At 64.7% G+C, this 16,580-nt stretch carries 13 protein-coding genes; 11 read left to right on the top strand and 2 right to left on the bottom strand.

Annotated elements, in window-relative coordinates; translation table 11 throughout:
* Window positions 1–1,343: tetratricopeptide repeat protein (locus tag AOK23_RS17630; protein ID WP_169800308.1), on the bottom strand; the 1,343-nt coding region annotated here is incomplete at its 3' end.
* Between the two features lie 904 nt (window positions 1,344–2,247).
* On the opposite strand from AOK23_RS17630, the gene AOK23_RS17625 reads away from it, so the two are divergent.
* Window positions 2,248–3,558 carry a hypothetical protein gene (locus AOK23_RS17625; protein ID WP_055713654.1) on the top strand — a complete coding sequence of 437 codons (1,311 nt, stop codon included), beginning with the start codon at window positions 2,248–2,250 and terminating at the stop codon, window positions 3,556–3,558.
* A gap of 1,368 nt (window positions 3,559–4,926) precedes the next feature.
* Window positions 4,927–5,628, top strand: a complete 702-nt coding sequence (locus AOK23_RS47905; protein WP_157878062.1) for a DUF6338 family protein — start codon at window positions 4,927–4,929, stop codon at window positions 5,626–5,628.
* 183 nt (window positions 5,629–5,811) lie between these two features.
* Here the strand turns inward: AOK23_RS47905 and AOK23_RS47900 are convergent, their stop codons facing one another.
* Complete coding sequence (locus tag AOK23_RS47900) at window positions 5,812–8,031, bottom strand: protein kinase domain-containing protein (protein WP_157878061.1); 2,220 nt, start codon at window positions 8,029–8,031, stop codon at window positions 5,812–5,814.
* Window positions 8,032–8,511: 480 nt separating this feature from the next.
* Here AOK23_RS47900 and AOK23_RS51910 point away from each other — a divergent pair, with 480 nt between their 5' ends.
* The 9 genes from AOK23_RS51910 to AOK23_RS17575 all read left to right on the top strand — a co-directional run.
* Window positions 8,512–10,272: an IS481 family transposase gene (locus AOK23_RS51910; protein ID WP_079049539.1), complete on the top strand. Its 1,761-nt coding sequence runs from the start codon at window positions 8,512–8,514 to the stop codon at window positions 10,270–10,272.
* 176 nt (window positions 10,273–10,448) lie between these two features.
* Entirely contained in the window at window positions 10,449–11,303 is an 855-nt protein-coding gene (locus tag AOK23_RS17610; protein ID WP_079049537.1) for a helix-turn-helix domain-containing protein, read from the top strand.
* Window positions 11,304–11,401: 98 nt separating this feature from the next.
* Window positions 11,402–11,797 (top strand): ATP-binding protein, encoded by a 396-nt coding sequence (locus tag AOK23_RS17605; RefSeq protein ID WP_055713652.1) that lies wholly within the window; start codon window positions 11,402–11,404, stop codon window positions 11,795–11,797.
* Between the two features lie 175 nt (window positions 11,798–11,972).
* The gene (locus tag AOK23_RS17600) at window positions 11,973–12,833 is read left to right on the top strand and encodes a sigma factor-like helix-turn-helix DNA-binding protein (RefSeq protein ID WP_055713651.1); all 861 of its coding nucleotides are present in this window, start codon (window positions 11,973–11,975) and stop codon (window positions 12,831–12,833) included.
* A complete protein-coding gene (locus AOK23_RS17595) occupies window positions 12,830–13,651 on the top strand; it encodes a protein phosphatase 2C domain-containing protein (protein WP_055713650.1) in 822 nt (273 codons plus the stop codon). Before AOK23_RS17600 ends, AOK23_RS17595 begins: the two co-directional genes overlap by 4 nt.
* 203 nt (window positions 13,652–13,854) lie before the next feature.
* Entirely contained in the window at window positions 13,855–14,202 is a 348-nt protein-coding gene (locus tag AOK23_RS17590) for an SCO3933 family regulatory protein (protein ID WP_055713649.1), read from the top strand.
* A gap of 89 nt (window positions 14,203–14,291) precedes the next feature.
* A complete protein-coding gene (locus AOK23_RS17585) occupies window positions 14,292–15,599 on the top strand; it encodes an FtsK/SpoIIIE domain-containing protein (protein ID WP_240496425.1) in 1,308 nt (435 codons plus the stop codon).
* Between the two features lie 88 nt (window positions 15,600–15,687).
* Window positions 15,688–16,407, top strand: coding sequence for a DUF2637 domain-containing protein (locus AOK23_RS17580; RefSeq protein ID WP_420823717.1), 720 nt, complete (start codon window positions 15,688–15,690; stop codon window positions 16,405–16,407).
* A gap of 17 nt (window positions 16,408–16,424) precedes the next feature.
* Window positions 16,425–16,580: mobile element transfer protein (locus tag AOK23_RS17575; protein ID WP_055713647.1), on the top strand; the 156-nt coding region annotated here is incomplete at its 3' end.

The raw sequence follows: 16,580 nt of genomic DNA, 5'->3' as shown, positions 1-16,580 counted from the left end.
TCCCCCGCCGACTCGTAGGCGTAGGCGAGGTTGTTGCGGTTGATCAGGGTGTCGGGGTGGGTGTCGCCCAGAACCTGCTCGCACTGGGTGAGGGCGGCTTCGTGCAGGGGGATGGCCTGTCCCAGATCTCCCGCCTCTTGGTAGGCGAGGGCGAGGTTGTTGCGGCTGGTCAGGGTGGAGGGGTGGGTGTCGCCCAGAACCTGCTCACGCTGAGTGAGAGCGGCTGTGCGCAAAGCGATGGTGTGGGCATCGAGTCCCTGCCGATACAGGTGCTGCGCCGCCTTCTCGTATGTGTCAGCGGTCTGGGTTGATGGCGGGCAGCCTGGCGGCGTGGTGGCGACGAGGGCCAACAGGTGCGGCAGGAGACGTTCCCAGATCGTGGCATCACTGTCCTGGTGGGGGAGGGCCTGCTGGGCCAGGTGCTCTGCTTCCCGCCGGCCCGGGGGGTAGGTGCCAGGCTCGGCCGTGGGGCTGCGCAGGACGGTTTGGACCAGGCGGTGGACGCTGACGCTCTGGCGGTCGGCGGAGAACGAGATCATGTTGTAGGCATGGAGTGCACCCAGCGCCGCCCCCAGATCGACCGGATCCGGAGCCAGCGGCGTGAGGAGACTGCGGGGGATGTCCTCCGGAGCCAACCAGGCGAGCGTGTGCAGCACGGTGACGGCCAGCGCGTTGCGGGTGTGGACGGCGGTCAGGGTGTGCTGCCAGATACGGGCGATGGTGCGTTGCGGGTCGATGCCTTCCGGGGCGGTGTCCAGGACGCGGCCGAGCAGAGCAGGGTACTCACCCAGGCCGGTACCTGTCTCGTACAAGTAGGCGCCGGCTTGCTCCAACGCCAGGGGGAGGTAGCCCAGTTCGGCGGCGAGTTCCCGCGCCTGCCGGTGTTGTTGCGGTGTGGGGGTACGCTGTTCGCCGAGGGCGAGTCTGCACAGGAGGTCGGCTGAGGTGTCGGGGTCGAGCAGACCCAGGGGCATGGTGGGGGCGATGGTGTGCCAGCCGGCGCCTTTGCGGCTGGTGGCCAGGTGGTGCCCGTCCGGGAGGGTGCCGAGGTAGTGGCGCAGGTCGGTGGGGCGTTCGACGTTGTCGAAGACGAGCAGCCAGCCGGGATGCCACTGCAACCACAGGATTGCCCACGCCGCCCGTTCCGCCACACCTGCTGTGACGGCCCATTGCGGGCACAGCCGCATGGCCAGACTCGCCAGGCCGGTGACGATCTGCTCGGTGGTCTCGGCGGTGATCCACCACACCAGGTTGTAGTCGCGGCGGTAGGTGTGGGCGTAGTGCAGGGCGAGGGTCGTCTTGCCGATCCCGCCCAGCCCGTGGATCGCCCGCGTCCGCGTCACTTGAGTGACTGCGGCTTCCCCCGCATCGGTCAGGAGGGCACGCAGTGTGGTGAGTTCCTGTGTCCGGCCAACAAACACCCCTGACGCCGACCCAGGCAGGTTCCCGGCGCCTGGTGGGGCCTGCACCTCCTGCGCCCAGCGCACCGCTTCGGCCGGCAAGGTCACCACCTGAGCACCGTCACCGGTGATGGCCACACCGACGTTGCCGCCCACAGCAACCGATCGCGGACCTGCGGCGTGTGCCGCCGGGGACTCCTCACTCACAGCTGCTCCGCGCTGCCACTGGCAAGGACAGGGTCAAGCACTCTCCCCGCGGCCAACTGCACACCCTCAGCACTCATCAGATCCCCCGCCTGGTGCGGCTCCGAAAAGACCAGCGTAGAAAGTCCGATCTCTCCTCGAAGCCCCAACGCCCGAACCCGTCACAACGGTGCGACGCATCCAACACGCCATCAGCTTGGAAAGCTAAGGTGATCTAGGAGCACGCACACGTCTGACCTGCGCCTCAGCAGTGCTGGCGCCCGACGGGTGGATGACTGGCTCCCCGGTACTCCCCGGTACTCCCCGGGGTTTCCCCGCACAATCTGGCACGGTTCTGGCACTGGACCTCGTCGGTGGCCATGCCCTCATCGGCGAGCCCAACTCCACGTCCTACGAGCGCAATTCCCTTGCGGGGACGGCAGATCGTCAGAGAGGCTGGCCGGTTCGATTCCTGAGCCCGGCCGCGCTCGGGTCTCACTGCGCTAGCTGAAGGATGTCCATGTCACCAGTCCGTTTCCCTGATCTCTACGACGCGTGCTGCGCCCTGGCGACCAGGCTTATGGAGAACTTGGGCAATGACGGGGCAACGCCACAGATCCGTGCGGATACTCCCATGGGGGGCTGGCATCGTATATCTCAGGAGATGTTCACTTCGAAACGCACCAAGGAGTGGTACCCACCTAAATTCTGGTGGAACAGCTTCGAGGAATTGGAGGAGATGCGCCAGCTCCGTTCCGTCGTCCAGGGCCATCGCGTGCTGGCTTCCCGAGTCGACACTTTGGTGGGAACGGCCTTCAGCGCCCAGCGGCGCGACCTTGCAGGGCTGGTCCGATCATTGGCGTACGAACTCGTGCTAGCCAATGGTTCATGGGCTTTCAGTCAAGAGACCTTCGACGTCGCATACGAGCGACTCGAAGCCGACCTGGTCATTGAAACCGTAACTTGCAGCGACTTCGCTCCCCTTCTGGGGTTCGATGGGAGCCAGGACATTGAGGGCGAGGAGATTGCAGCGGGCGTCGTGCTGCGCAGGATGACGGATAAGGAGATCTCCATCGCAGTGCAGCGCGCAGCCACCCCTATCGAGCAGTACTTCAGCCCTCAGACGATCCAGGTCTCCCGCTTCAACCAGTGGGCCTTGACGGCTGAACACAGCCACTCCCTCCGGACGGGCGACGAGAGCTTGACCCCACCAGCCGCAGCTCCAGTACTACCGATCTACGCCGATGTCCTTCCATCGATCGTCGCAGCGATTCGGCTGGTCTGCGGTGGCTCGGCCACCACCAGCTACGCCATCCGCACTGATTCGCTCGGAGAGGGGTACTCCGCAGCTCTAACGCCCATCGGGCCAACCGATCCGCTCCGCCCGACCATCGTGGCCGGCATAACGACGTTGGATCGAATCCGCTCGGCCTACCAACACCTCACCAACCCGGTCGTCACGGCTGACCGTCCGCTGTCCACAGCAACGCGTCAGGTCGTGCTTGCAGGGTCCCGAGGTCTCGTCCAGGACAGACTGCTCAACCTGATCACAGCAGCTGAGGCCTTGTTCATTACACGGCTCAACCTCAGGGACCCCAACGGCAGGAAGTCGGTCCTTCTCCAGTCTGGTGCCGCCGACATGTTGACCGGGGACAAGATGCTCGGGGCGCCTACTACGGAGAACGTTAAAAACCTGATCAAAGCCGTCTACCAATGGCGCAATGCGGAAGTCCACGGCAGCGAACACCCCACTGCCCCCCTCCGGCGGCTCGATGGGGCCCCCACCAACGACCTCTCCGCCGTAGCCACGGATCTCGACGCCATGATGCGTCGAGCCCTACTCCGAACGCTTGGAGACGCCATCCAGGGGACCAGAAGTCCCCAGCGTCAACCACTACAGCCATCTGCTGGCTCCCAGACGGGCCGCAGCACCACGTCAAGATTTGGGAGTCGCCACCGCCGACGTCGCAGTTGAAACCAAGGCTTCGGGAAGCTGGCCACGCCTCAACCTTCACCGCCTCTGGGGCAGGTGCACGCTTTCCAACTGTGGTGGTGCCCCATGGGGCCGCGTACAGGGCCGTTCACCTGCGTTCATGGGCGGCTGGCCCTGCGATCGGCTTCCGCCGTCGGTCCCGTCTGAACGGCTGTGAACGGCGCTGAATGAGACGGAAACTGAGACGGAGCAGGGTCGAACCTCCGTCCCGAAGCGGTGTGTAGCGCTCAGCTCCGTCGGCTCCGGCATGTCAGGGCCGGGCACCGCTGGAGGAAGCCATGCGACACGGCATTCCGATCGGCACTGGCGGGGCCTAGCTCGTGAGAGCTTCGGGTCAAGATCCATCGTTGCGCTGGGCGGTTTGCGGACCGTTGATGTACCTGCCCATCCCGAGGTTGGCGGCCAGTCCTAGGGCACCAGGGGCCAACTCTTCCACCCAATCGGGTACGTCGTACCCAGCCTCCTTGCACGCTGTAATGATCTTCTTGCTTCCCCAGCTGACAGCCAAGGAACTGACACCCGCGACTGCCTTAACCACAAGATCGATGTTCACGCAGCCCCCGAGAGATAATCATGTGGTGATTTGTCATATGGGATGTTCCCCGGTATCGGCCTCACTCAGTCAGCGGGCGGTTGCATACCACTGATCGCGCGCCCCCTACGTGCCCTGCACGCCTCCGCCCCTGTCAATGCCAAGACGCGGTACACCAATGAGCTGCAACGACAACCGCCTTAGGAGAGCGGTGGAGATGGCGGGCCGGCGACTTGTAGCTTCGATACCTGGTGAAGGGGTGAGCCATTCGACCGCCAGGTGCCGTCGTTGACCCTGACTGCCCCCTGCATCTGGCACGGTTGTGGCACGAACCTCAGCCGACGAAAGTCAGCCACGACGGAGGGTGCGCCGACCGACCACGCACGCGTGTGCCTCGCCGCACCCCCGCCGGCCTCAGCCACGCTAATGGCTTGCGTGGTGGACGAGCGCTCGCTTGCTGCCTGTTGGCCTGTGCCCTGGGCGAGCGACTCGGCAGCGCTGCAGTGTTCGAACGCGCAGGCTTGTGCACACTGTTGCCTGTCCGTGGTCTAGAGATCCTGGATGCCCCACCACTGCAAAGCACTCGCAGGGTAAGCCGTGCCTAGGCGGTCAGAATCACCCATGTTCCGCAGAACTGGGAGCTGAACGTGGCAACTGGAGGAAGCGGCGAGCCTCAGAGGCAAGCCGTAAGACTGAAATGTAGACGAAGACTTGGGCATCACTATTGGTTGCACCCGAAGGGGCGGTTGCTTCCGTTACAAGCCGTTTGCAGCCCTCCGTCCTGCTTGGACGCCAGTACCCTGTGAGGCGAGCCAAATATGGAGGAGGCATTGCCTGTGCCCACTACACTTACAGGACTCCTGCTATTCATCGTGCTACTGCTCCCCGGACTCGCCTATGCGACGATCCGGGACCGGAGGAGCGCCGAGCGTAGACTGTCAGCTTTTAAAGAGACTGGCTCGGTCGTCTTCGCTAGCGTTATCAGCGAACTATTTATCCTTGGTATTTTTGCAATCACGCGAGCTTCATGGCCGGAAAATACGCCAGATGTTGGCCGGCTTATTCGTGAAGGCGCCGACTATGCGCAGGATCACTATGCTTCGCTCAGCCTCTGGGCAATCGGACTCCTTGTGCTGGCCACACTGTTGGCATCCTTCGTAGCTTGGCGAGCACCTAGCGTGCCTCACGAGTCCATTATGTCAGCATGGTGGTTGATCTTTGAAAGATTCCATAGAGATTCAGATCTATATGTTGGATGTGTGCTCGAGGATGGCTCGTTCATTCAGGGCCGTCTGGCGTCATACAACAAGAGTTCGGACGATTCCCCAGATCGAGAAATCGTCTTGGTGGGGCCGCTCCAATATCGTCCAGCTGGAAGCACCGACTCGGTTGAATATCCAGCTGGCGCTGTGTGTCTCTCGGCTCGGAAAATGTTGGCGATGTTTGTTAGCTATCTTGATCCTGATCTGGCGGAGGTGGAGGGGGAGGAGGAGGAACGACAGGCGACTTCGGCGGCGTAACACCGGGCCTCAGACGCTGACCCCCTCTGTGACTGGGCTTTACGTTGCTTTTCTTGGCCGGGCTTGGCGGCTGGTCACCCGATTGGTGAGGGTTTCGATCACCGGGGTTATCGGCGGACGGCATTCTGGTCTCCTTACGAGCCGGATGGGGCTCAATTTTCGACCATTGTTAAGTCAGCAACCTCATCCCCACTGCTCAATAGCATCAACCGCCTTGGATATTACTTGGGTGACGCGATTAATCCCGGTTACATCAAATGGCACATCACGCATAACAAGAAACACCTGATAAGCCCCCTTAGTGCCTGAATGGCGACTAACTCCGGGAATGTTCCCAATGCTTTTATCCAACCGGGCATTGATGGACTGTCGCGCCGCGTGCCCCGTTTTTAGAGATGGCACAGGGAGGGCATGAATGACAGAGCATTCAATTTCCAAAGATGTTACCCCAGAGGTCTTTACGCCCAACTTTGTGACCAGAACTTCCACCTGCCCTGATCGGCTACTCATCCGGCATTTTGCTTCGGTGGCGTGGTACTCGTCTATGTTTGCGTATAGCTGTCCAATGCGGCGACAGAAGTCCTCCTCGTCGATTTTGTCTGTGCCGCTTGCCATCTGTATCACGGACTCCGCCTGTCTGAGGACATCAACGAATTCGATGACCCGCTGAGGGCGCGCGGCCGGGTCTTTTGATGTAGCCGTTGCATAAAGAGTTATAAGTGCCTTCGCGGCTCTATCGTCGATCCAACTATGGAGTTCACGAGTAAGACTCTGAGTATTCTTTGAGAAGTCTTCCCCGCTTGGATCTTTTCCGGTCACAATGAAGAACATCAACTGTGCCAGACTAAAAACATCCACCGTTTCGATTCGAGCAGTTTTTGCGTTCGGTTCGTATAGTTGCTCAGGGGCGGCGTAATTTATTACACCCCCAACACCGATGTTTCCTGTGACTGTCCTGTTGGTCTCATGGTAGGCCAAGTCGAAATCAGTCAGGTGCGGCACAAGTCGACCATCTTCCTGATATTCTCCAATTATGTTTTCCGGTTTGATATCGCGATGTTTAACCTGCTGGGCATGGGCGTGTTGCACTGTTTCGCAAATGTCAATGATCAGTCGTATTACGGATTCAGGATCGCTCTTGTCGATGAACGCCTTGCGCAAGTTGTCGCCCGGTATCGCATCCATCAGGAAGCCAAATGGTGCTTGTGTCATTTCGTGAACGCGTACAATGTGGGGGTGCTGCAATTTACGCATATTATTGTAGCCGTTGGTGAAGCGCTGCACCTTCACTTCGTCATCTAGCTCGTTACCGTGAAATACCTTAAAAGCATAGGATTCCCCATTCTGGCCTTCAATTTCCCATACGTGACCATAGCCACCGTGGCCAAGATGTTTCACTACGCGACCGAAGCGTGTGTTTTCTTCCGGGCTAATATCAGCTAGATTCTTTTGGTGCTCTCGCACTCGCGCAGTCAGGGTTCCCCAGTCTCGATTCCTTCGCAGGTCCGGTAGTGCTCGTTCGGTTTCGTTGAACCAACTAATTATGGATTCCAAAGAGTGGGCGCATTTTTTGGCCCCCTGCTCAAGTCGCACATTCCGCTCAGTGAGTTCAGACAGTGCCAGGTAGTGGTACTGATCCACTAGTTGATGGGCTTTAGAAAGGGTCTCCGTCAGTTCGCTCTTGTCAATCGGAGGACCTTCCCTAGGAGGGAATCCTCTTCCGATGACCACAGTTCCGGCAATGTCCCCCTTGAATACTGGTTTCTGCAATTCTGGCTTGATGGCGCCAGCGAGGTACTCATAGATTCCGAGTAGCGTTATATCGCCATCCCAATTTACCGCCGCACCCAAGAGAGCATCAGTCAAGGCGCTTGTGAATACTCCATGTCCTTCGATTTCTATTGATGGTTCTTCGGGTCTGCATGCAGCCAAGATGCATCGACTTTCGTTGACTGCTGGCACTTCTCGCTCTATGTCCCCTGGTTGGAGAGGCCTGCTGTTCGTCCAACTAAAGGCTGACCCTGAATGGCAGCAATCCAAGATAGCGATTACGTGGGAAAATTTACTGCTTGCGGACTCCATAATTTGGGCGAGATGGCTAAGTGATATACCGGGATCAAAGTTCTGGGCATCATATGTGACCAAATGACCAGCTTGTCCGAGAGCTTCGCCGTGGCCAGCGAAATAGAAGAGGAGCGTCTCGCCTCCCTCGCCTCCATAGGCCGCCTCGGAAAGAGGCTGCAAGACGTTACTGCGCGTTGCCTGTCCGTTGTAGAGCGTCTTGTTGTCGAAATCGTACTGTTCGAGAGACAGGCAGGATGCCACATCTTGCGCGTCGTTTACGCAGCCGTAAAGCGGGTTCTCGGGGTAGGCGTCAATTCCAACTATGATTGCCTTGTTCATCTTCCCTCCCTCGGCGTTGTGCGAGATCACTCGCCGAGGTCTTTACCCCATGTTAAGGCTGCTTGGGCATGTGGCGCATTAGGATCTTGCGAGTGGAAACTGGTCCTGCCGAACTGTTGATGTAGCAGGTCGTCAAAACATATGCAGGGGTTGGGACGAGAGGTTCGGCAATGTCTGTGACCCCTGCGTCTGCAGCAGTGGAGTCAGGGTGATTGCTTGTTGTGAGCGGCACGGGTGCCGGACGGGCTGGAGCGGGGCGGAGACAGGAGCGCAGGCCCGGCCGGGGGCCGGGCCGCGCGCGGGGAGCGGAGCGAGCCGCCTTGAACCAGTAGAGAAAGTTTGAATCACGCAGGGGCTCGGGCCGTGTCCTACTTCGCTTGATGCTTGACGCGTTGACGTCACTTGATGCTTGACGGTTCCGTCCTCGGCTTTGCTGTCCGTGAGGGCTTGCGGAGGGGGTCGAGGCCGGTGTTAGTGGAGCTGAGCGTGGTCGAGCAGCGCTATCACGCGGTCATGGAAGTGGCTGCTGGAGCATCGAAGACAGAGGTTGCGGCCCGGTATGGGGTTTCGCGTCAGTCGGTGCATGCCTGGGTGCGCCGGTATGAGGAGAGCGGTCTGGCGGGGCTGTCGGACCGGTCGCACCGGCCGAGGTCGCATCCGTGGCAGATGCCGGCCGGGGTGGAGGCGGCCGTGTTGGAGCTGCGCAGGCTGCATCCCAGGTGGGGGCAGCGCCGGTTGCGGCATGAACTTGCGCGGCGTGGTGTGGAGCCGGTTCCTTCGGAGGCGTCGGTGTATCGGATCCTGGTGCGGCATCAGCTGATCGTGCCGGTGAAGCGGCGCAGACGCCGGGAGGATTACCGGCGGTGGGAGCGTCCGGGGCCGATGCAGTTGTGGCAGCTGGATGTGATGGGCGGGTTCTGGCTGGCTGACGGGCGTGAGCTGAAGCTGGTGACCGGGGTGGACGACCACTCTCGGTTCTGTGTGATCGCCTCGGTGGTGGAGCGGGCGACCGGGCGGGCGGTGTGCGCGGCCTTCGCGGCGGCGTTGATGGCCTTCGGCTGCCCGGAGGAGGTACTGACCGACAACGGCAAGCAGTTCACCGGCCGGTTCGGGACGCCGGGGCCGTCAACGGAGGTGTTGTTCGACCGGATCTGCCGGCTGAACGGCATCAAGCATCGGCTGACCAAGCCGCGCTCGCCGACGACCACGGGCAAGATCGAGCGGTTCCATCAGTCCCTTCGGCGTGAACTCCTCGACGAACAGGGTCCGTTCCCGGACCTGCATGCAGCGCAGGCCCTCATCGACGGCTGGCGCGAGGAATACAACACCGTGCGTCCGCACCAGTCGCTGGACATGGCCACCCCGGCCAGCCGGTTCCGTCCCGCTGCGGCCGGTGGGCTGGAGCTGCGGCTTCCGGCCCAGCTGACCACCCTGACGGCTGCCGACGGGCTGAGGGGACAGCGGGTCGAGCCGGTCGGGGAGGCGGTGCTGGGCTCGCCGGACGCGGTGGAGGTGGACCGGGTGGTGCCGCCGAGCGGGAATCTGGCGGTGGCCGGTCAGCAGTTCTGGTTCGGTCCGAAGCATGCGGGCCGGCCGGTCACGTTGTGGATGGACAGCACCACTGTCCACGTCTGTCTGGAGGACAAGCGCATCAAGACGGTGCCGTCCCGGTTGAGCACCGCGGATCTGGTGCGGCTGCGGGCGTCGGGGGCCCGGGCGGCTGGTCCCGCTCCGGCTGGACGTGCTCCTGGCAGGCTCGCGGTGCGGGTGCCCGTCGAGGTGGCCCGCACTGTGAACGCCTCCGGGGTGGTGGGCCTGGCCGGGCAGCAGATCACCGTCGGGTCCCCGCTGGCCGGACAGCGCGTGACACTGCGGCTGGACGGGCCATTGCTGCAGGTCATCGCAGACGGTGTGCTGGTGCGGACCCTGCCGTGCCCGATCCCACCCGCACGGCGGGCCTACATCAGTGACGCCCAGCTCAGCCCGCTGCCGCCGAAAACGCCGCAGGATGCGGTGCGGGTCGGGCGGAAGGTGTCCGCCCGCGGGAGCATCCAGGTCTGCGGCCAGCAGGTCCAGGTCGGCATGGTCCACGCCCGCACCGTGGTCACCGTCGAGGTCACCGACACCACCCTGCACGTCTTCGACGACGACGGACACCGTCTGCGGACGGTGCCCCGCACCACCAGCAAGGAGGTGACCCGCTTCAAGGCCTACGGCACGAAGAACCGCACGACAGGCTAGGAACCGGAAAGCATCAACCGACACACATCCGTCAAGCCTCATCTGACGCTAGACACAGGGGCTCGGGCCGTTGTCCTGTCTCGGTTGATGGTTGACGCTTCGGTCCCAGCTGATGGTGGACAGTGGCCTTGATCGGCTTTTCTGTGCCGGGCTGCCCTGTGGTGTAGAACCCTGGCATGGGGAGTGAGCGGCGGGAGCGGATGCGGGCGCTTGGTGCGCGTCTTCGGGAACTTCGGGCAGAGGCTGGGCTGACGGGTGCTGTGCTGGCGCAGCGCGCTGGGGTGGGGCAGCCGACCGTGTCCAAGGTTGAGACCGGCCGCATGGTTCCGAGCGTTGATGTGCTCGACCGCCTCTCGGGCGCTCTTGGCCTCGATGAGTCGACCGCTCGTGAGGTTCGTGAGCTGCTGCACGCCGTGATGGCCGCTCCTGGTGCCGACCAACAGGCAGAGGGCGCAACTCCGGTCGCTGGTAGCACTGTTGATGAAGAGGTGCGGTCCGCGCAGCTGGTGAGGTCGTTCCAGTGCGTTGTGCTGCCGGCCCTGCTTCAGACCGCGGAGTACGCCCGGCACGTCTTCGCGAGTGCGCCGAACTCGACGCCTGGTGCCATCGGTCGGGCGGTGGCTGCTCGCATCGAGCGGCAGAGCGTGTTGTACGAGCCGGGTCGGGAGTCGGTGTTCGTGCTGACCGAGGCCGTGTTGCGTACCTGGCCGGGAACTCCGGCGCTCATGCTCGCCCAGCTCGATCGACTCTTGGCCGTCGAGAGCTTGGACACCGTGCGGCTCGGGGTCATCCCTTGGCGCCGACGGGTGCCGGTGCTGCCTCGCCACGGGTTCACCCTGTGCGACAAGCGGGCCGTGGTCGTCGAGACCTTCGACCGTGAGCGCGTGTCGGCTGATCCCGCCGAACTGGACGCCTATGAGGAGACGTTCGCCCGCTTCGAGGAAGCGGCCATCTTCGGCGACGAGGTGCGGGAGCTGCTGTTGCGGTCGATGGCGGACTTCCGCAGCTTGGGAGACACCCTCACTCGATAGAGGAATAATTCCTCTGAATGCCTAGCTCGGCATCCGGTCATGGGAATACTCTGCCGTTGCGCTGTCTAGCCCCCTAGACGTAGAGTGAGGGATCTCCCATGCGTACCAAGTGGTGCCGCGCCTTTCCCGGCCTGGCCGAGGAGGTGGGTCATGCTCGACGCTTCGTCGCTGCTCTGCTGGAGGAGCGAGGACCGGTCGACGACGCGGTCCTGGTCGTCAGTGAGCTTGCGACCAACGCTGTGCGGCATTCGTTGAGCGGCGCGGCCGGCGGCTGGTTCGTTGTGGTCGTCAGCTTCGGTGACGACAGTGACCTTGTGCGCATCGAGGTAGTCGATGTGGGAGGTGAGCGCGAGCCTCGCCTGTGCGACGTGACGGACCGGGATGAAGGTGGTCGCGGCCTGGCGCTGGTGGCCGCATGCGCCAAGGACTGGGGCATCAAGAGCTGGCCAGACGGGCGGACCGTGTGGGCGGACCTCGTGCGGGAGGGTGCGTGATCGCGCACGCCTCGACGGTCGTCTCTGGTCGCGTCGCGGGCGGTGACGGGTGAGCCCTCGGGGTGTGCCCGGCAGACGGTCGCGGTTCTACGTGGTCGGCGTAAGTACAGGACGCCGTCTCCCGCCCATTCCGTCTAGGGCCCTAGACTCCTGGTTAGTGCTAGGAGGTGAAGTCATGTCGGACGAGTTGCAGCGGATCATGGCGATTGACGATCCGTACCGGCTGTTGCGCGAGGTCACGACCAGGTTGGCTGATGCACAGCAGGAGGTGACCGAACTGGCTCGCCTCCGTCGACGCGTGGTCCAGGACCTGCACGCGCAAGGGCTCTCGTACGCGCAGATCGCCGAGAAGGCGGGCCTGAGCCGCGGGCGCATCCACCAGATCCGGCACACCGGCCCAGCGCCGGAAGGGGCCTTCCTCGGCCGGGGCTCCGTCGTCGTCGCCACCCCTCTGCGGCGTGACGACGAGCACGGGCGGACGGTCGTCGCCATGGACGACGTCAGCTCCGGCAAGCGGCTGGAAGACCTCGCGCGGACATACGGGCTCGAAGTCGCCTCGGAGCATGTCTCGGTCGGTGGAGAGATCGACCTCAATCGAGACGGCCTGGTCGTCGTCTGCGGGCCGCGCATGTCCCAGGAGATGTGGGACACGTACGCGCAAGACCCCGTCCTGCGCTGGGAGCGCGCGGACGACGGGCCCTGGACGGTGGTGGACCGGCACACCGGCACCGTCTACCGGTCGGGCCAGGACAGCGACCCTGCCCGGCCGTACGACGTCGGATACCTCGGCCGGCTGCCGCGCCCGGACGGAAACGGCTCGCTGCTCGCCATCGCCGGCATCCACACTCAGGGCTCTCTCGGCGTCGTGCATCTGCTCGCCAACGACCTGAACACCCTGTGGGGCCAGGTCGGTGACCGCCGGTTCTCCACGCTCGTCGGAGTCGAGTACGACCCGGAGACCAGCGAACCGCAGTCCGCCGAACTGCTCTGCCCCCTCTACCGGCACGACGAAGAAGCGACGGAGGCAGCGGGGTGAGGTTCGCCCTCGCCACACTGCCCGCCGAACCCGACCGCGAGAACGAGGACTTCGCCGCTGCCGCCCCCGGCGCGGCCGTAGTCCTCGACGGTGCCGGTGTGGGCGGGGGCGAGACCGGGTGCACGCACGGCGTCGCCTGGTTCTCCGCAACCCTCGGCGCTCTGCTGCTGCGCAGCATGACCGCGCATCCCGCCCGGCCACTCGCGGACTGCCTCGCCCACTCGATCAGTCTCGTCCGGTCCCTGCACGAGGACAGTTGCGACCTCGCCTATCGGGCCAGTCCCACCAGTACCGTCGTCGCCGCGCGGCTCGGCGAGGACGTTCTTGAGTACCTCGTTCTCGGCGACTCCTCCCTGCTGCTGGCAGACAGGGAAGGCCCTACTACCGTCGTCACCGACCGGCGCCTGGACGAGGTCGGCAAGCGGCTGCGCGGGCCCGTCGACCAACTGCCCACAGGATCGCCGGAACACACAGCCGCGCTCGCCGAGTACAGGGATGCCCTGACCGGCCTCCGTAACCGGCCGGGCGGCTTCTGGATCGCCGGCCCCGATCCGCGGGCGGCCGAGCATGCTCTGACCGGGGCGGTGCCGCTGGACTCGCTGGCATCCGTGACGCTGCTGAGCGACGGCGCCACGCGCCTCGTCGACCGCTTCGAACTCGCCGACTGGAGCGAGGTGTTGTCCGTCCTCGACTCGTCAGGGCCGGATGAGCTGATCCGCCGTGTACGGGAAGCCGAGGCCGGCGACCCAGAGGGCCGACGCTGGCCGCGGGGCAAGGCTCGCGACGACGCGACCGCCCTCCACTGGGCCTTGGACTGACGCACACATCTCACGCAAGCGTGAGGCCGCCGCCCAACCCGTATACCCCCCTAGACAGTTCGAGCGCCGGTCGTTTACCTTAGCTGTACACCCCCCTAGACAGTTCAGGCGGGGCGGCCCTCCTTTGCACTGTCTAGGGGGGTATTCAGTTGGAGTGGTGCTGCTCAGCGAGAGCGCACCAATGACCCTGTGAGGTACAGACAATGCGTGTCATCCCCGTGGACACCTCGGCCGCGACGCTGCTCATCACCAAGCTGCCGGAGGTCAAGGTGAGGGACCGGCAGACCGGTGAGGTTGCCGTGGACCCGGTGACCAACCAGCGGCTCATGACGGTGGAGTTGGTGTTCATCGCGGCTGGTGGTTCGGACATGATCAAGGTGACCGTTCCTGAGCCGGGTATCGGTGACGGGCTGGTCATGGGCGCCCCGGTCATCCTGTCCGGTCTGGTTGCCCGGCCTTGGGAGAGCGAGTTCGGGGGGCGTGCCCGGCACGGCATCGCCTACCGGGCCGACGCGGTCATGGTCAACGCTCCGGCTCCGGTTCAGGGTTGATCGCCGTGACCGAGGGATTCCGGGTTCCGCTGTCGATTCTGCTGCCGGTCTTGCTGGTCCTGGGCGTGCTGTTGGTCGTGCGCCGTCGTATGCCGGTCGTGTTCTGGTGGGTCATCGGCTATCCGGTCGCCGCGCTGCGGGTGCTCGTGTCGTATCGGGACACGATGGACGCGTGTGGTCTGTCGGTCCCGGCTTCGGCCGTCCGTCGGGCCACCGCCCGGATGGTCGGGCGTCAGGCCGCGCCGGTACCGCCTCGGCGGTCGTTCCCGCTGCCGACCGGGTCTGGTCTCGTGATGCGGCTGCGCATGGCGGCGGGGCAGGCTCCCGAGGACTTCATGGCCTCCGCCGACCGGCTGCGGCACGCCTGGGGCGTCCATGCCGTGTACGTCCGCACCACCAAGCCGGGGCGGCTCGAACTGCGGCTGGTCGGCTGGGACGTGCTCGCCGAGGTCAAGCCGGCCCGGCGTCGGCCTGGGTCCGATCCGCTCTGCCTGCCGCTGGCGCTGCGGGAAGACGGTGAGTGGCACGTACGGGACTTCCGCACCGTGCCGCACGAACTGATCCTCGGCGCCACGCAGTCCGGCAAGTCCGTCTACCTGCGCAACCTGCTGTGCGGTCTGGCACGGCAGTCGGTCGTGCTCGTAGGCATCGACTGCAAATGGGGCGTTGAACTCGCCCCGTTCGCACCACGGTTGTCCGCGCTCGCCGACACTCCCGACCGGGCTGACGACCTCCTGGACGTGCTGGTGGACGAGATGGAGGCACGGTTCCGGCTCATCGGGCTCCGTAGTGGTGCGGGCAGCGGGGCCGGTCCAGACGCCGTGCTCACCTCGGACGTGTGGGGGCTGCCGGAATCAGTACGGCCAGTGCCGGTCGTAGTCGTCGTCGACGAAGTGGCGGAGCTGTTCCTCGCCGCGAACCGGGACGACGAGAAGCGACGGGACGCCATGGTCACCAAGCTCATTCGCCTCGCCCAGCTCGGGCGTGCGGCCGGCATCTACCTGGAGGTGTGTGGGCAGCGTTTCGGCTCCGAACTCGGCAAGGGCGCCACCATGCTCCGTGCCCAGCTGACCGGCCGCGTCTGCCACCGGGTCAACGATGAAGCCTCGGCGAACATGGCACTCGCCGACATCTCCCCGGAGGCGGCCCTCGCCGCTACCGCCATTCCGGCCGAACGCCCCGGCGTCGCCGTCGTCGGTGACTCCTCCGGTGGCTGGTCCCGCGTCCGCGCACCACACTTCACTCTCGCCGAAGCGGCGGCCGTCTGCCGTGACACCACCGCCCTGATGCCGGACCTGCCCCGGCTCGACTCCTTCCGGCCCGCCGTCGCCGTGGAGTCCGCCGTCCCGTCCTCTGCCACCGCTGCCGTTCCCACCGCCCAGCCGGTGACCGAGTAGCCCCTTCCTCACCCGGTCGGCGCGACCGTCTCGCGCCACGTCCCTACCCCTCCCATGCCAAAAACCGGAAGGAACCCCGATGACCGCCATGGTCAAGCGCCTGCGGGTCGACGCCGTGATCGTCCAGGCCGTCATCGCCGGTGCCCTGTCCTTCTCCCACCTGCACGACCTCGCCGAAGCGGCTGGACAGGGCGGCTGGAAGGCGTGGGCCTACCCCGTCAGCGTCGACCTGTTGCTGGTCGCCGCCTGGCGCCGGATGCGGCAGGCACAGAGAGCGGGCCTGGGGGCTGGGGGCCCGCGGCTGTGGTTCCTGGTGGCCCTGACCGCCTCCCTCGGCGCCAACGTCGCCACCGCCGGGCTCCTCGACCTCGACCACGTCCCTGCCTGGCTCCGCGTCCTGGTCGCGGGCTGGCCGGCCGTCGCCTTCTTCGGCGGCACACTCCTCGCCCACACACCACACCACCCCCAGGAAGCGCCCGAGGACCCGGCCTCGTCGACGACCGACCCGCACGAGGAATCACGCTCCGCCCCGACTGCCGTCGACATGGCCGACCCGGTCGCGCTCCCCGCCCCCGACCCCACCATCAGCGAACCAACCACCGTCGCCGACCCGGTGACCGACTCCACCCCCGCTCGGGGCCCGGCGGCCGTTCCCGCCGTCGCCCTCCCTCCCGCTCTCGTCGACCGTGTCCGGGCCCTCGCCGACGAACACCGCTTGGCCACCGGCCACCCCGCCGACCCTGACGCCGTACGCGCCCGGCTCGGCCTGCCTCCGTCCATGACCGCGTCCGTAGCCGCTCACCTCTGAGAAAGGGGAGTCCCGCCATGCATCGCCGCTTCCGCAACGTCCGCCGTATCGGCCCCGTGAACGTCGCCTCCTACATCGAACGCGGCAAGCACCGCCACCTGGCCGCCTGCACGGCGCCCCGGTGCGACTTCTCCGCCGAGTACGACTCACGCGCCGCCGCCGAACTCGCCGCC

The sequence above is a fragment of the Streptomyces torulosus genome (genome assembly GCF_001419765.1).
Taxonomy (GTDB): domain Bacteria; phylum Actinomycetota; class Actinomycetes; order Streptomycetales; family Streptomycetaceae; genus Streptomyces; species Streptomyces torulosus.
The sequence above is the reverse complement of the archived record's forward strand: the minus strand, read 5'-3'. Positions and strand labels throughout refer to the sequence as shown.

Coding starts and splice junctions, on each gene's coding strand:
- AOK23_RS17625 (WP_055713654.1), top strand. CDS start 2,248: ATGTTCACTTCGAAACGCACCAAGGAGTGGTACCCACCTAAATTCTGG.
- AOK23_RS47905 (WP_157878062.1), top strand. CDS start 4,927: ATGGAGGAGGCATTGCCTGTGCCCACTACACTTACAGGACTCCTGCTA.
- AOK23_RS47900 (WP_157878061.1), bottom strand. CDS start 8,031: ATGAACAAGGCAATCATAGTTGGAATTGACGCCTACCCCGAGAACCCG.
- AOK23_RS17610 (WP_079049537.1), top strand. CDS start 10,449: ATGGGGAGTGAGCGGCGGGAGCGGATGCGGGCGCTTGGTGCGCGTCTT.
- AOK23_RS17605 (WP_055713652.1), top strand. CDS start 11,402: ATGCGTACCAAGTGGTGCCGCGCCTTTCCCGGCCTGGCCGAGGAGGTG.
- AOK23_RS17600 (WP_055713651.1), top strand. CDS start 11,973: ATGTCGGACGAGTTGCAGCGGATCATGGCGATTGACGATCCGTACCGG.
- AOK23_RS17590 (WP_055713649.1), top strand. CDS start 13,855: ATGCGTGTCATCCCCGTGGACACCTCGGCCGCGACGCTGCTCATCACC.
- AOK23_RS17585 (WP_240496425.1), top strand. CDS start 14,292: ATGCCGGTCGTGTTCTGGTGGGTCATCGGCTATCCGGTCGCCGCGCTG.
- AOK23_RS17580 (WP_420823717.1), top strand. CDS start 15,688: ATGGTCAAGCGCCTGCGGGTCGACGCCGTGATCGTCCAGGCCGTCATC.